This is a genomic window from Burkholderia sp. Ed8 (assembly GCF_040761425.1).
Classification (GTDB): Bacteria; Pseudomonadota; Gammaproteobacteria; order Burkholderiales; family Burkholderiaceae; genus Burkholderia; species Burkholderia seminalis.
In genome coordinates this window covers 3,631,988-3,647,336 of record NZ_CP142886.1, presented here as the reverse complement: position 1 = coordinate 3,647,336, position 15,349 = coordinate 3,631,988, and the positions used below count along the sequence as shown (strand labels likewise).

Here is a 15,349-nt window from a genome sequence, read left to right as displayed (position 1 = left end):
CGGCGATGGCGATACCATACTGCCATTCTGATGAACCGAGTCGTATCGTAGTGGAAACCCCGCAGAACACCGCCGCGCCGGCCGAGCCGGGCGCGGCCTCGTCTCCGCCGCCGTCCGGCGGCTTCACGTCCACCCGCTTCGTGCTCGTCGAGCCGAGCCATCCCGGCAATGTCGGGGCGGCCGCCCGTGCGCTGAAGACGATGGGCTTCTCGCGTCTCGTGCTGGTCGCGCCGCGCGTGCCGCACGTGCAGAGCGACCCCGAGGCGATCGCGATGGCCAGCGGCGCGGACGACGTCCTCGCGTCCGCGCATGTCGTGCCGACGCTCGGCGACGCGCTGTCGGGCGTCCACTGGTCGATCGCGCTGACCGCGCGCACGCGCGAATACGGGCCGCCGCGCCTTGCGCCGCGCGCGGCCGCCACGCAGGCGTGTGCGCAGGTCGGCACGGGCGACATCGCGCTCGTGTTCGGCAACGAGCGCACGGGCCTGGCCAATGAGCATGTCGAGCAGTGCAGCGCGCTCGCGCATATTCCGGCGAACCCGGCCTACAGCTCGCTGAACCTCGCGCAGGCCGTGCAGGTGCTCGCGTACGAGCTGCGCGTCGCGTTTCTCGAGCAGGCGAGCGAGCCGTCGGCGCAACCGTCGGCCGAAACCGGCACGCTCGCGCAGAGCGACGAGATCGAGCGGATGTACGTCCACCTCGAGCACGCGCTGATCGCGCTCGATTTCCTCGATCCGCGCAATCCGAAGAAGCTGATGCCGCGGTTGCGGCGCCTGTTCGCGCGCACGGGCCTCGAGCGCGAGGAGGTCAACATCCTGCGCGGCGTCGCGAAGCACATCCTGCTGAAGTCGGGCAAGCCCGACGGCGACGCGTAAGCGGCCGGCGCACCGGTTGCCGGTCGTTCGGTCGCCGCCCGGGTATCGCGTCGGGCCGTGCGTCGGTCGACCGGCGGCGCCGGGTCCGGTCCATTCCATCCGGCCGATCCTCCCCGCAAGCCTGTTGCAGCAAGCCTGTCGTTCGAATACCCGCGCCGGCGGCGGGGTGAACGCGCGACCGTGTGCGGCCATGCGCGACTGGCCCTACAATCGCCGGACGTCATAAGCAAATTACCCGGTGCGATAACGGCCGGGCATTGCCGGCGATGCCCGCCGGCCTTTTCCCAGACCACATCATGTTCACGAGACTGCGCGAAGACGTTGCCACGATTCGCGAGCGGGATCCCGCCGCTCGCAGTGCATGGGAAGTGCTGACCTGTTACCCGGGGCTGCATGCGCTCGTGCTGCATCGTTTCGCGCACGCCTGCTGGCGCGCGAAGCGCTACTGGCTCGCGCGTTTCGCGTCGCAGGCCGGGCGGTTCCTGACCGGGATCGAGATCCACCCCGGCGCGACGATCGGCCGGCGGGTGTTCATCGACCACGGCATGGGCGTCGTGATCGGCGAGACGGCGATCATCGGCGACGACTGCACGATCTATCAGGGCGTGACGCTGGGCGGCACGTCGCTCACGCGCGGCGCGAAGCGCCACCCCACACTCGAAGCCGGCGTGATCGTCGGCGCGGGCGCGAAGGTGCTCGGCGGTTTCACGGTCGGGGCGGGGGCGAAGATCGGCTCGAACGCGGTCGTCGTGAAGCCGGTGCCGGCAGGCGGCACGGCGGTCGGCAATCCGGCGCGCATCGTGATGCCGGCGCAGCCGAAGCCGCAGCCCGAGCGTGCGGCATTCTGCGCCTACGGGATCACGCCGAACGCCGACGATCCGATGTCGCTCGCGATCCACGGCCTGATCGATCACGCGGCGAAGGAAAGCCGTCGTGTCGACGAGATCGTCGCGGCGCTCGAGCAGCTCGGCACGCATCTGGAAACGCTGCAGGGCGCCGATGCGGCGCGCCTCGATCTGCGCCGGCTGTCGGCGGTGCTGGAAGGCAAGACGGTCGAGCGCCAGATGTAATTCACGCGGCGGGCGCCGACGGCGGCCGGTCAATGCAACGGCAGCGGCGGCGTCACTCGAGCGGCATGGCGTGGATGCCTTCCGCATCGACGCGCAGGTAGCCGCCACGCGGCGTGCCGTGATCGAGATCCCAGTCGGGCAGCACCCAGCGGATGCCGCCGGGTTCCAGATGGCGCGCGGGGCGGTGCGTGTGGCCGTGAATGATCACGCTCGCGCGGCTCTTGCGGAACAGGGCGGCCACGCCTTCGCGCGTGACGTCGTAGATGGCCGAGGCAGGGCGCATCCGGCCCGCTTCGCTGTTCGAGCGCATGCGTTGCGCGAGCGCGCGGCGCCAGCGGAACGGCCACGCGAGAAACAGCCATTGCGCGACGCGGTTGCGCGCGAAGCGGCGGAACACCTGGTAGCCGCGGTCGGCCGTGCATTGCGCGTCGCCGTGCGCGAGCACGATACGCTGGCCGAACGCCATGATCAGCGACGGGTCGGGCAGCAGCATCGCGCCGGCTGCCTTCATGAAGCGCCGGCCGAGCAGGAAATCGCGATTGCCGTGCATCACGTAGAGCGCGATCCCGCGCTCGGAGAACGTGTGCATCAGCGCGGCCATGCGGGCCGCGAACGGGTCGTCGTCGAGGAGGTCGTCGCCGATCCAGTATTCGAATAGATCGCCGAGGATGAACACCGAGTCGGCGCTGTCGGCGGTGTACTTCACGAAATGCTCGAACGCGGCGACCGTCTTCGGAATCGCTTCGCTCAGATGCAGATCGGACAGAAACAGGAACGGGCGTGCGGCTTGCGCGTACTGGCGTTCGCCAGGCACGCCCGCGGAGACGCTTCGCGGCGGACTCTCCTGCAACATCGAAGTGTCTCCGTAACCGTGCGTCAGACCACGACGGCCTTTTCGATCACGACGTCGTCGGTCGGCACGTCCTGGTGGAAACCAGCGTTGCCCGTCTTGACGCCCTTGATCTTGTCGACCACGTCCTGGCCTTCGACGACCTTGCCGAACACCGCGTAGCCCCAGCCCTGCGGCGTCGGCGACGAGTGGTTCAGGAAGTCGTTGTCGTTCACGTTGATGAAGAACTGGGCGGTCGCCGAGTGCGGATCGTTCGTGCGCGCCATCGCGACCGTATAGTTGTCGTTCTTCAGGCCGTTGTTCGCCTCGTTGTCGATCGGCGCGTCGGTCGGCTTCTGCTTCAGGCCCGGCTCGAAGCCGCCGCCCTGGATCATGAAGCCGTTGATCACGCGATGGAACACGGTGCCGTCGTAGTGACCCTTCTTCACGTAGTTCAGGAAGTTCTCGACCGTCTTCGGTGCCTTCGCGGCGTCGAGTTCGAGCTTGATCACGCCGTGGTTCGTATGCAGTTCAACCATGATGAATTCCTTCGGTGAGGCGGTTTAAATGGCACGCGGCCGGTCGTGCGACGCGGCCGCGTGAGTCGCCGGACGTGCCGGCAGGTTCTTACTTCGAGACGATGCTGGCCGATTCGATCACGACCGGTTGCGCCGGCACGTCCTGCATCGGGCCGCGCGAGGTCGTCGCCACGCCTTCGATCTTCTTCACGACGTCGAGACCCGACACGACCTTGCCGAACACCGCATAGCCGTTGCCGTCCGGGTTCGGGTAGTCGAGGCCGCTGTTGTCGACCGTGTTGATGAAGAACTGCGCGGTGGCCGAATTCGGATCGCTCGTGCGGGCCATCGCGATCGTGCCCGTCAGGTTCTTCAGACCATTGCGGCTCTCCAGCGGGATCGGCGCGCGGGTCGGCTTCTCCTCGAAGTTGGTCTTGTAGCCGCCGCCCTGGATCATGAAGCCCTTGATCACGCGATGGAAGATCGTGCCGTTGTACTGGCCGGCCTTCACGTAATCGAGGAAGTTGGCGACCGACTTCGGCGCCTTCTCCGGGTAGAGCTCGACACGGATGTCGCCCTGCGAGGTCTTCAGCTGCACGACGGGGTGCGCGGTGGCCGATTGCGCGAACGCGGGTGCGGTCGCGAGAAGGGCGGCGCCGCCAAGCGCCAGCAACAGACGTTTCATTGCGATCCTCAGGTTGGGAGGGGAAAGAAGGCCGCGCCGCTTATTGCGACGGCGCGACGTACGGCGCCGCCAGCGCGCCCGACGGACCGTTGAACTGGAACGTCGGCGACATCGGCAGCGTGGTGGTGCTCACGTTCGCGGCGGCGCGGTCGGTGTAGTCGCGCGTGGCCGGCGTCACCGCGCGCGCATTCGGCGCGGCTTTCGGCGGCGACACGATCTTCTGGAGATCGGCGAGGCGTTGCGCGGTCGCGCCGCTCGTGCGGCCGAGCGACTGCGCGCGCTTGTACGACTCGGCCGCGAGGCGCAGGTAGAGATCGCCGAGGTTCTCGTATGCGAGCGAATAGCTCGGGTTCGATTGCGTCGCGGTGACGAGCGCGGTGCGCGCTTCGTCGTAGCGGCCATGCTTCGCGTAAAGCGCCGCGAGATTGTTGTACGGCTCGGGCAGTTCCGGGTACGCCTGCGTGATCGCGACGAACTGCTGGATCGCGTCGTCGTCGCGGTTCAGGCGGGCCAGCACGGTGCCGCGCTTGAACTGCGCCTGAACGTCGTGCGGGTTCGACGCGATGCGCGCGTCGAGTTGCGCGAGCGCCTGCTTCCACTGCTTGCCGGCGATGGACGAGTCGATTTCGGGGGTGCCGTCGGCGACGGCCGGGGCTTTCTGCGCATGCGCCGCGGGGGCCGCGAAAAGCGTCAGCACGACGCCCATGACGGTGGTCGCAACGAGGGTCGCAGCGCTCGGCGCGCGGCCGCGATGAGGTTTCATAGGCGTAAATCGGAATGTTATACTCCGAGCCATTCTAACAAAACGTCTGCGCGTTCCGGCGAGCCGCAGACAGTCTTTCTTAGCCTCTCGTGGCCGTCACCGCTGTGCTTGCAGCCTGACCGCCCCATGTGATACGAGGACGCTCGGCCCGGTGCCGCAGCAGATGGTCCGTCCGTGTCGCATGCTGGGCGAGCTTCGCCAGGGCGGTTTCCTTCGGCTCACGGTTCATCTCTATGGAATCACTGCGCATCTACAACACGCTCGCGCGTGACAAGCAAGTCTTCGTGCCGCGCCAGTCCGGCGAAGTGCGGATGTACGTATGCGGGATCACCGTCTACGACTATTGTCACGTGGGCCACGCGCGCATGCTGGTCGTGTTCGACCTCGTCCAGCGCTGGCTGCGTGCGATCGGCTATCGGGTCACGTACGTGCGCAACATCACCGACATCGAGGACAAGATCATCCGCCGCGCGGTCGAGAACGGCGAGACGATCAAGTCGCTGACCGACCGGTTCATCAACGCGATGCACGAGGACGAAGCCGCGCTCGGTATCCAGCGGCCCGACCTCGAGCCGCGCGCGACGCAGTTCATCCCGCAGATGCTCGGCATGATCGAGACGCTCGAGGCGAACGGCTACGCGTACCAGGCGACCGACGGCGACGTCAATTACTCGGTGCGCAAGTTCGCGAACTACGGGAAGCTGTCGGGCAAGTCGCTCGACGACCTTCGCGCGGGCGAGCGCGTCGCGGCGAACGACGCGAAGCAGGATCCGCTCGACTTCGTGCTGTGGAAACGCGCGAAGGAGGACGAGCCGGAAGGCGCGTCGTGGGCGTCGAAGTACGGGATGGGCCGCCCGGGCTGGCACATCGAGTGCTCGGCGATGGGCTGCTCGCTGCTCGGCAATCACTTCGACATCCACGGCGGCGGGCAGGATCTGCAATTCCCGCACCACGAGAACGAGATCGCGCAGAGTGAAGGCGCGACCGGCGAGACGTTCGTCAACTACTGGATGCACAACGGCTTCGTGCAGGTCGACAACGAGAAGATGTCGAAATCGCTCGGCAACTTCTTCACGATCCGCGAGGTGCTCGAGCGCTACGACGCGGAAGTCATGCGCTTCTTCATCGTGCGCACGCACTACCGGTCGCCGCTCAACTACAGCGACGTGCATCTCGACGACGCGCGCGCATCGCTCACGCGCCTGTATACGGCGTTGAAGGACGTCGAGGCCGACACGCTCGCGCTCGACTGGAACGAGCCGCATGCGCAGCGTTTCGCGGCCGCGATGAACGACGACTTCAACACGCCGGTCGCGGTGGCGACACTGTTCGAGCTCGCCGGCGAAGTGAATCGCACGCGCGACGCGTCGCTCGCGCGGCAGCTGAAACAGCTGGCGGGCCTGCTCGGCCTGCTGGGCCGCGAACCGCGCGCATTCCTGCAGCAGGCGTCCGGCGCCGCGCAGGCGGGCGCGCTCGCAGCCGACGAGATCGAAGCGAAGATCGCCGCGCGTGTCGCGGCGAAGCAAGCGAAGGACTATGCCGAAGCGGACCGGATCCGGGCGCAGCTGCTCGAAGCCGGGATCGCACTTGAAGACAAACCGGGCGGATCGACCGAATGGCGTCGCGTATGAGCGCGGCGCGTTCCACTGACCGATCCGTCAGGTAGGAGGCAAGATGGCAACGGCTAGAAAAGCGCCGGTCAGGCGCGCGACCGCGGTCGCCGCACGTCCGGCAGCCAGGCGCGTGCCGGCGGCGAAGGCGGACGCGACGCGCGCCGTGCCGAACGGTGCGCTGAACGGTCACGCGCAGCCGGCGGCTGCGCAGCCGGCCGCCGACGCGGCCCGCAAGACGCGTGCGCCCGAAGCGGGCGGCGAGGAGGTCGTCGTGCGTCCTGCCTACTGGGACAAGGCGTGCGCCGATCTCGTCAAGCGCGACCGCATCCTGAAGAAACTGATTCCGAAGTTCGGTCCCGCGCATCTCGTGAAGCGCGGCGACCCGTTCGTCACGCTCGCACGCTCGGTCGTCGGCCAGCAGATTTCGGTGCCGTCCGCGCAGTCGCTGTGGGCGCGCATCGAGGACGCGTGTCCGAAGCTCGCGCCGCAGCCGGTGATACGGCTCGGTGCGGACAAGCTGATCGCATGCGGGCTGTCGAAACGCAAGACGGAATACATCCTGGATCTGGCGCAGCATTTCGTCTCGGGGGCGCTGCACGTCGACAAATGGACGTCGATGGACGACGAGGACGTGATCGCGGAACTCACGCAGATCCGCGGCATCAGCCGCTGGACGGCCGAGATGTTCCTGATCTTCAACCTGTCGCGGCCGGACGTGCTGCCGCTCGACGACCCGGGCCTGATCCGCGCGATCAGCGTCAATTACTTCAGCGGGGAACCCGTCACACGCAGCGAGGCGCGTGAAGTCGCCGCCAACTGGGAGCCGTGGCGCACCGTCGCGACCTGGTACATGTGGCGCAGCCTCGATGCGCCCGACGCCGACGCCTGAGCGTCGACTATCGGGTTTTGAATGTCAATAGTTGAGAGCCGGTTTTGAGCGTCGCCCGCGCGGGTAGAATACGCGCTGCCGCAAGACCCAAGGATTCGAACACATGAAGACCACGTTTCTGGATTTCGAACAGCCGATCGCCGAACTCGAGGCCAAGATCGAAGAGCTGCGATTCGTGCAGGACGACTCGGCTGTCGATATTTCGGAAGAAATCGAGCGGCTGTCGAAGAAAAGCCAGCAACTGACGAAAGACCTCTACGCGAACCTGTCGCCGTGGCAGGTGTCGCAGATCGCGCGGCATCCGCAGCGTCCGTACACGCTCGATTACGTTGCGGAACTGTTTACCGATTTTCACGAGCTGCATGGCGACCGCGCATTCGCGGACGACCTGTCGATCGTCGGCGGTCTCGCGCGCTTCGGCGGTCATCCGTGCATGGTGATCGGTCACCAGAAAGGCCGCGACACGAAGGAGCGCGCCGCGCGCAATTTCGGGATGCCGCGTCCGGAAGGCTATCGCAAGGCCGAACGCCTGATGCGTCTCGCCGAGAAGTTCGGGCTGCCGATCTTCACGTTCGTCGACACGCCGGGCGCGTACCCGGGCATCGGCGCGGAAGAGCGTGGCCAGTCGGAGGCGATCGGCCGCAACCTGTACGTGATGGCCGAGCTGAAGACGCCGATCATCACGACCGTGATCGGTGAGGGCGGTTCGGGCGGCGCGCTCGCGATCGCCGTGGCCGATACCGTGATGATGCTGCAGTTCTCGACCTATTCGGTGATCTCGCCGGAAGGTTGCGCGTCGATCCTGTGGAAGAGCGCCGCGAAGGCGCCGGAAGCCGCGGAAGCGCTGGGCCTGACCGCGCACCGCCTGAAGGCGCTCGGCCTGATCGACAAGATCATCAACGAGCCGCTCGGCGGCGCGCATCGCGACCCGAAGGGCATGGCCGCGCTGCTGCGCCGCGCGCTCGCCGATTCGCTGCGCCAGTTCCAGGGCATGAGCATCGATGCGCTGCGCGAGCGCCGTTTCGAGCGCCTGATGGCCTACGGCAAGTTCAAGGAAACCACGCCGGGCGCATGACCGGCTGCGTATTCGATTCGCGCGCTGCTGCGCGCGCGTTCCTCTCGTGACCCCACCGACCGAATTCTCCGCCGACCGCGCCGTCCTCGACGCGGTCGGCGTTGCGCTTTCCGGCATGCCGGCCGATGCGCGCATCGCGATCGCCTTCAGCGGCGGCCTAGACTCGACGGTGCTGCTCGATGCGGCCGTGCGCGTCGCGGGCGCGTCGCGTTGCGTCGCGCTGCATGTGCATCACGGCCTGAGCGCGAACGCCGATGCATGGGTTGCACATGCCGAAGCGGAAGCCGCGCGGCTCGGCGTCGCGTTCGAATCGATGCGCGTCGACGTGCCGCGCGACAGCGGCCTCGGTATCGAGGCCACGGCACGCGAGCGTCGTTACGCGGCGCTCGACGCGATGTGCGAGCGCCATGGCGCGGCCACGCTGTGGCTCGCGCAACATGCGGACGATCAGGCGGAGACGGTGCTGCTGCAGCTGTTGCGCGGCGCGGGCATCGCCGGGCTCGCCGCGATGGCGCCGCGCTATCGCCCCGACGGCGTGAGCGTCGAACGGGTGCGCCCGTTGCTGCGATTGTTGCGCGCGCAACTTGAGCGCTACGCGGAGCAGCATGCGCTCGCATGGATCGACGACGAATCGAACGGCGACACGCGTTATGCGCGCAATGCGCTGCGCATCGACGTGCTGCCGGCGCTGGCCGTGCATTTCCCGGGCTTTCGCGATGCGCTCGGCCGCGCGGCGCAGCATGCGGCCGCCGCGCAGAAGCTGCTCGACGATCTGGCCGAACTGGATTTCGCCGCCGTTGCGCGCGACGACGGGCATGCGCTGTCGCGCGACGCGCTGGTCGCGTTCGACGACACGCGCGGCGCGAACCTGCTGCGCTTCTGGATGCGCCGGCTCGGCTTGCCGGGCGCGTCGGCCGCGCGGCTCGCCAACATGATGCGGCAGCTGCGCGCCGCGCATGACGCGCACGCGCTGCGTGTCGATCACGCAGGGCAGTGCCTGCGGCTCTATCGCGATACCGTTTACTGGGAAGCGGGCGACAGCAGCGAACCGGCCGATGACGGCACGGGCACGCCGCACCCGGAAGCAGCGCTCGCGTGGGATGGGCAGGAGGTCTGGCACGTGCCGGGCTGGCGCGGCACGTTCGTGTTCGCGCCGGCCGACGCGGCGAGCGCCGGCGCGGTGCCGGAGGCGCTGCTGCGCGGCGCCAGGCTCACGGTACGCGCCCGCGCGGGCGGCGAGCGGATGCGCATGTCGCCGGGCGGCCCGGGCCGCACGCTGAAGAACCTGTTCCAGGAGCGCGGCGTGCCGGCCTGGCAGCGCGACGTGCCGCTTCTGTTCGCGGGCGACCGGCTGCTCTACGTGCCGCGGCTTGGCCTCGATCGCGATATCGGCCTGTCCGGGAGCGAGGCGGCCGGCAACGGCGACTGGCGCCGGATCGAATGGCGCCCCGACCTGCTGATCGCGTAGCGTCCGGCACACGTCCGGCGGCGCGATGGCGCGCCCATTTTCACCATTTGGTAAACAGCGCCTGAACGGCTCCCAGCACGGCGGGCGGCTTGTCAAGCGGGCTTCTATCGGGTACGCTCGGTCGTTTGCTCGGCTCGATTTTTGAGCGTTTTGTGCAGGTTTTCCGCGTGACGTACCCGGTTTGCGCGGCCTGATCGGCCTTCCGGGCAAAATCCGTCACGCTTGCGTGTTGCGTCCCAGCCGTCCCCCTTGTCGTCCGTCCACAGCCACAAGCCGCGTGACCGAACGGCTACGCGGCCTGCCCAGCGCGCCCGTGCGGTTTCTCCTCCAGTTCAGAACGACAATGGCACTCATCGTACACAAATACGGCGGCACTTCGATGGGCTCGGTCGAGCGCATCAAGAACGTCGCGAAACGCGTCGCAAAATGGCATCAGGCCGGGCACCAGATGGTGGTCGTGCCTTCGGCGATGTCCGGCGAAACCAACCGTCTGCTCGGTCTTGCGAAAGAGATTTCGAGCCAGCCGAGCCCGCGTGAGCTCGACATGATCGCGTCGACCGGCGAGCAGGTCAGCGTCGGCCTGCTGTCGATCGCGCTGCAGGAAATCGGCGTCGAGGCCGTGAGCTACGCCGGCTGGCAAGTACCGATCAAGACCGACAGCGCGTTCACGAAAGCGCGCATCCACTCGATCGACGACGAGCGCGTGAAGGCCGATCTGAACGCCGGCAAGGTCGTGATCATCACGGGCTTCCAGGGCGTCGATCCGGACGGCCACATCACGACGCTGGGCCGGGGCGGCTCCGATACGTCGGCGGTGGCGGTCGCGGCCGCGCTGGATGCCGAAGAGTGCCTGATCTACACGGACGTCGACGGCGTCTACACGACCGACCCGCGCGTCGTCGAAGAGGCGCGCCGCCTCGATCGCGTGACGTTCGAAGAGATGCTGGAAATGGCCAGCCTCGGCTCGAAGGTCCTGCAGATCCGCTCGGTCGAATTCGCCGGCAAATACCAGGTGAAGACGCGTGTGCTGTCGAGCCTGACCGATCCGCTGATTGCGCTCGACGAAGAAATGCGCTCGGGCACCCTGATTACTTTTGAAGAAGACGAGACCATGGAAAAGGCAGTCATTTCCGGCATCGCGTTCCAGCGCGACGAAGCACGCATTGCTGTGATGGGCGTGCCCGACAAGCCGGGCATCGCATATCAGATCCTCGGCCCGGTCGCCGACGCGAACGTCGATGTCGACATGATCATCCAGAACCAGAGCGTCGAAGGCAAAACCGACTTCACGTTCACGGTCGGCCGCGGCGACTACCAGAAGGCGATGGACATCCTCACCAACCAGGTGCAGGGCCATGTCAGCGCCGAGCGCGTGCAGGGCGACCCGAAGGTGTCGAAGGTGTCGGTCGTCGGCGTCGGCATGCGTTCGCACGTGGGCGTCGCGAGCAAGATGTTCCGCACGCTGTCGGAAGAGGGCATCAACATCCAGATGATCTCGACGTCCGAAATCAAGATTTCGGTGCTGATCGACGAGAAATACATGGAGCTGGCCGTCCGCGCACTGCACAAGGCATTCGAACTCGACCAGGCGTCGTGAATTTTTCGTGATGCATTGAAGAAAATGCATCAGCGAAATTGACGCACGGTTCGAAACCCTATAATATCTCGTTCTCGTCGCACTGCCTCCCTGGTGCGAGCGAAAGTTTGGGAGACGTGGCCGAGAGGTCGAAGGCACTCCCCTGCTAAGGGAGCATCTGGGCCAAAACCTGGATCGAGGGTTCGAATCCCTCCGTCTCCGCCAAAAGCGGTGACAAAGCCCCGCAAGTTCTCGGACTTGCGGGGCTTTTTCTTTTTCCGGCCCGTCGTGCCGTGTCGCGCGCGACAGGTCCGATGCTGCCGGATCGCGTCCTCACGCGAACCTCGTCGCGGCCCCTCGGGCAATGAATGCTCGACTTGAGCCCCTGTCATGCGCAACATACGCGTATCGACCGGCGCAATTCAAGGTGATGCTCGTGGCAAGCCCGCATGCAGTTCTGACGTTCCGCTCTCATCGGCCTGTCGACGGACTCGTCGACAATCACGCGCGTTACGCGCAGTTGCACGGCTACCGGCATGCGATCGTCGACGGCACGCACGTGTACGGCGAGCGCCAGCAGATCCTGCACAAGTACCACGCGCTCATCGCGCAGCTCGTCGCGATGGAGCCGGGCGCGTTGCTGCTCGTGCTCGATCCGTTCTCCGTCGTGTTCGATCCGCACGCGCTGCCGGACGTCGCGCACGGTTACGACGCAATCGTCACCACCCAGACGTCGAAGTCGCCGCTGCCTGCCGCGAGCGGCATGATTTTCCGCAACGTGCCCGGCGTGCGGGAGCGATTGCGCGAGCTCGCGCTCGAACTGGGCAAGTGGGCGATGCGCCTTCCGGAACGGCGTCACGCGTGCGAGGCGACGCTGCTCGCGGAGCACTTTGCGCCACTGCCGTTCGATGTACCGCTCGCGAACGGGCATTTCGCGTCGGTGCAGACGGTCTGGAGCGAGGGCATCGCGATCGATTCGATCGCCGGCGCGCGGCCGCTGGTCGCGCACCACGCGCCCGAGTGGCAGGACGTGGACGGTGGCTGGGCGCCGGCGGCCGACTACGACTTTCGCTACGTGGTCGCGCTCGTCGACGATGCCGAGCGGTACCAGCGCGGCGATTCCCCGCGCGCGCTGGACGACTGGCGCGCCGCGCAGCAGCGAACGCGCGAAGCGGAGCGGCACGTGAATCCGCACGCGCGTATTGCGTTCGTGAGCCTGCATACGCCGCATATTGCGGGTTATGGCGATCTGCACGAGGAAAACTTCGTCCGCTACTGCACGCGGCACGGTTATGCGTACCACACGTATCGCGAGGCACCCGCGTTCCTGCCGGGCGGCATCGATGCGAACTGGGCGAAGCTGCATCTGATTCGCGAACATCTGCCGCACCACGAATTCGTGTTCTGGGTCGATGCGGACATCCTGGCAATCGACCAGAGTCGGTCCATCGACGGCGTGATCGAGGGCCGCGACTTCCTGATCGGTACCGATCACACGGCCTGGGCGATCAATTCGTGCATGATCGGCGTACGCAACGTGGCGCCGATGCGCGCACTCGTCGAGCGCATCTGCGCGCGCATCGAGCGCTTCGACGATCGGTCGTCGGTCTACGCGAGCGGCGGCGACCAGCAGGCGATCTATGTGGAACTGCTGGAGTCCGGCATGATCGATGCGCGTCATATCGTCGACGCGACGACGCTTGCGGCGTCGCCGGTCTACGCGACGCGCGACAGCCGCTTCGTTCATTTCCCCGCGCAACACGACCACTATCGAGCGGTGACGATGCGCGTGTGGGACCGGCAAAGCCATCGGCGCTGACGGCCGGGAGCATGAAGCATGCGCGGGCTGCCGTGACGGTGGGCGGGCAGGGTGGCCATTCGCTCGGCCGACCGGAAGATGAATGTAAGTATCGATGTAAGAAAAAGAGGTGCGCCGGACCATCGTCCTGCCCGGCCTCGATAATTCCATTCCGGCCCCACGAAATGAACCGACGATGTCAAAAATGCGGCACTGCGTCGTTTTTCATGATGAGCCCCGGCGCGTAATACAAAAAATTACTCAATAAAATCAGCGTCATGCGTCGGCGTGGAAAATTGAGGCTCTGCTGCGCTGCAGAAAATAATCAATCGCCTTATGCTCGTTAACCCGATCGCGTTTGAGCGGCATCAAGTTTTTCCGTGATGCCGCTTTACATTTTGCCAACGCTGGCGATTCACGAAATCTACCTGTCGATTTGATTTCGTACCTTTCGTCTCGCCTGTCCCCGATACAGTGCGCGACCTCCTCAAGGCTTTGTTGACATGCATGATTTCCCCTTCCTGAGCCTGGCCATCTGGGCTCCGATCCTGTTAGGCGCGTGCCTGCTGCGCGTCGGTTCCGACCATCACCCGCGCCGGACGCGGCTGATCGCGCTCGCGGGCGCGATCGTGGGGCTGGCGGCCGTCGTCCCGCTGGTTGCCGGCTTCGACGCACATTCGGCGGCGATGCAGTTTGTCGAAAGCCGCGACTGGCTGGCGGCGTTCAATTCCGGATGGCGTGTTGGCATCGACGGCGCGTCGCTGTGGCTCGTCGTGCTGACCGCCTTCACGACGCTCGTGGTGGTGATCGCGTCGTGGGAGTCGGTCACGGTGCGCGTCGCGCAGTACTACGCGTCGTTCCTGATCCTGTCGGGGCTGATGGTCGGCGTGTTCGTCGCGCAGGACGGGCTGCTGTTCTTCATCTTCTTCGAGGCGACGCTGATCCCGCTGTACCTGCTGATCGGCACGTGGGGGCGCGAGCGCCGCGTCTATGCGGCCGTGAAGTTCTTCTTCATCTCGTTCGCCGGCTCGCTGCTGCTGCTGATGGCGATGCTGTACCTGTATGCGCAGTCGCATACGTTCGACATGGCCGCGTGGCGCACGCTGCAACTCGGCTTCGCGCCGCAGTTGCTGGTGTTCCTCGGCTTCTTCGCGGCGTTCGCGGTGAAGGTGCCGATGTGGCCGGTCCATACGTGGCTGAGCGATGTCTATACCGACGGCCCGACCGGTGCCGCGCTGATGCTCGCGATGCTCAAGCTCGGCGGCTACGGGTTCCTGCGCTTCGCGCTGCCGGTCACGCCCGATGCGAGCCACTTCTTCGCACCGGCCGTGATCGCGCTATCGCTGTTCGCGATCGTCTATGCGAGCCTGATCGCGCTCGCGCAGACCGATCTCGGCAAGCTGCTCGCGTATTCGACCGTTGCACACATGGGCATCGTCACGCTCGGGCTGTTCCTGTTCAACCGGATCGGCGTCGAAGGCGCGATCGTGCAGCTCGTGTCGTACGGCTTCGTCGCCGGCGCGATGCTGCTGTGCGTGAACGTGCTCGTCGATCGCACGAAGCAGCGCGAGATCGCCGCGTACGGCGGCGTGGCGGGCGTGATGCCGCGTTTCGCGACCTTCACGCTGCTGTTCGCGATGGCCAACGTCGGCCTGCCGGGCACGTCGGGTTTCGTCGGCGAATTCATGGTCATCATGGGGGCGATCCGCTTCAACTTCTGGATCGGCGCGATCGCGGCGCTCACGCTGATCCTCAGCGCGTCGTACACGCTGTGGATGCTCAAGCGCGTGGTGTTCGGCAAGGTCGCGAGCCAGCGGATCGCGAAGCTCGCCGACCTGAACCGTCGCGAGATCGTGATGTTCGCGTCGCTCGCGCTGATCGTGCTGGCGATCGGCATCGATCCGAAGCCGTTCACCGACGCGATCGATCCGACCGTCGGCAAGCTGATCCAGGAAGCGAGCCACTCGAAGGTGCCGGCAGGGGACGGCCCCGTGCCGGCGCTGCCGTCGTACATGGCGTCGACGCACGACTGAGCGCGGCGCGCGCGCCACGCAGGCCGCATCGCGTGGCGACGCGGTCGTTGCGCGCACATCGATCGAGGTCCGGCGCAGGGGCGCCAGGCCTGCTTCCGGCTGCGTGAAATTGCCCCGCGACAATGTGACTCACGGCAGATTTTGCAATGATGATTTG

General features: G+C 66.4%; 13 protein-coding genes and 1 tRNA gene. 10 read left to right on the top strand and 4 right to left on the bottom strand.

Features of this window, described 5'->3' with window-relative positions:
* The first annotated feature begins 50 nt into the window (after positions 1-50).
* Positions 51-875: an RNA methyltransferase gene (locus VXM69_RS30780; RefSeq protein WP_124609701.1), complete on the top strand. Its 825-nt coding sequence runs from the start codon at positions 51-53 to the stop codon at positions 873-875.
* 296 nt (positions 876-1,171) lie between these two features.
* Positions 1,172-1,945: a serine O-acetyltransferase gene (gene cysE, locus VXM69_RS30775; protein ID WP_034188906.1), complete on the top strand. Its 774-nt coding sequence runs from the start codon at positions 1,172-1,174 to the stop codon at positions 1,943-1,945.
* A gap of 52 nt (positions 1,946-1,997) precedes the next feature.
* On the opposite strand, the gene VXM69_RS30770 is transcribed toward cysE, so the two are convergent.
* The 4 genes from VXM69_RS30770 to VXM69_RS30755 all read right to left on the bottom strand — a co-directional run bounded on the left by VXM69_RS30770 (position 1,998) and on the right by VXM69_RS30755 (position 4,740).
* A complete protein-coding gene (locus tag VXM69_RS30770) occupies positions 1,998-2,798 on the bottom strand; it encodes a UDP-2,3-diacylglucosamine diphosphatase (RefSeq protein WP_034188905.1) in 801 nt (266 codons plus the stop codon).
* Positions 2,799-2,821: 23 nt separating this feature from the next.
* Entirely contained in the window at positions 2,822-3,313 is a 492-nt protein-coding gene (locus tag VXM69_RS30765) for a peptidylprolyl isomerase (protein ID WP_006478428.1), read from the bottom strand.
* Between the two features lie 88 nt (positions 3,314-3,401).
* The gene (locus VXM69_RS30760) at positions 3,402-3,977 is read right to left on the bottom strand and encodes a peptidylprolyl isomerase (protein ID WP_034188904.1); all 576 of its coding nucleotides are present in this window, start codon (positions 3,975-3,977) and stop codon (positions 3,402-3,404) included.
* A 40-nt stretch (positions 3,978-4,017) separates the two neighbouring features.
* Positions 4,018-4,740 (bottom strand): tetratricopeptide repeat protein, encoded by a 723-nt coding sequence (locus VXM69_RS30755; RefSeq protein ID WP_034188903.1) that lies wholly within the window; start codon positions 4,738-4,740, stop codon positions 4,018-4,020.
* A gap of 233 nt (positions 4,741-4,973) precedes the next feature.
* On the opposite strand from VXM69_RS30755, the gene cysS reads away from it, so the two are divergent.
* The 8 genes from cysS to VXM69_RS30715 all read left to right on the top strand — a co-directional run bounded on the left by cysS (position 4,974) and on the right by VXM69_RS30715 (position 15,192).
* Positions 4,974-6,371 (top strand): cysteine--tRNA ligase, encoded by a 1,398-nt coding sequence (gene cysS / locus VXM69_RS30750; protein WP_034188902.1) that lies wholly within the window; start codon positions 4,974-4,976, stop codon positions 6,369-6,371.
* Positions 6,372-6,414: 43 nt separating this feature from the next.
* Positions 6,415-7,242 carry a DNA-3-methyladenine glycosylase gene (locus VXM69_RS30745; protein ID WP_034188901.1) on the top strand — a complete coding sequence of 276 codons (828 nt, stop codon included), beginning with the start codon at positions 6,415-6,417 and terminating at the stop codon, positions 7,240-7,242.
* A gap of 103 nt (positions 7,243-7,345) precedes the next feature.
* Positions 7,346-8,317 carry an acetyl-CoA carboxylase carboxyltransferase subunit alpha gene (locus tag VXM69_RS30740; RefSeq protein ID WP_006478433.1) on the top strand — a complete coding sequence of 324 codons (972 nt, stop codon included), beginning with the start codon at positions 7,346-7,348 and terminating at the stop codon, positions 8,315-8,317.
* A 46-nt stretch (positions 8,318-8,363) separates the two neighbouring features.
* Positions 8,364-9,785 carry a tRNA lysidine(34) synthetase TilS gene (tilS, locus tag VXM69_RS30735; protein ID WP_367189725.1) on the top strand — a complete coding sequence of 474 codons (1,422 nt, stop codon included), beginning with the start codon at positions 8,364-8,366 and terminating at the stop codon, positions 9,783-9,785.
* Between the two features lie 343 nt (positions 9,786-10,128).
* Complete coding sequence (locus VXM69_RS30730) at positions 10,129-11,382, top strand: aspartate kinase (protein WP_034188899.1); 1,254 nt, start codon at positions 10,129-10,131, stop codon at positions 11,380-11,382.
* A gap of 110 nt (positions 11,383-11,492) precedes the next feature.
* Positions 11,493-11,586, top strand: a tRNA-Ser gene (locus VXM69_RS30725).
* Between the two features lie 205 nt (positions 11,587-11,791).
* Entirely contained in the window at positions 11,792-13,180 is a 1,389-nt protein-coding gene (locus VXM69_RS30720) for a hypothetical protein (RefSeq protein ID WP_124670801.1), read from the top strand.
* A gap of 482 nt (positions 13,181-13,662) precedes the next feature.
* Positions 13,663-15,192 (top strand): NuoM family protein, encoded by a 1,530-nt coding sequence (locus tag VXM69_RS30715; RefSeq protein WP_034188897.1) that lies wholly within the window; start codon positions 13,663-13,665, stop codon positions 15,190-15,192.
* Positions 15,193-15,349: the final 157 nt, after the last annotated feature.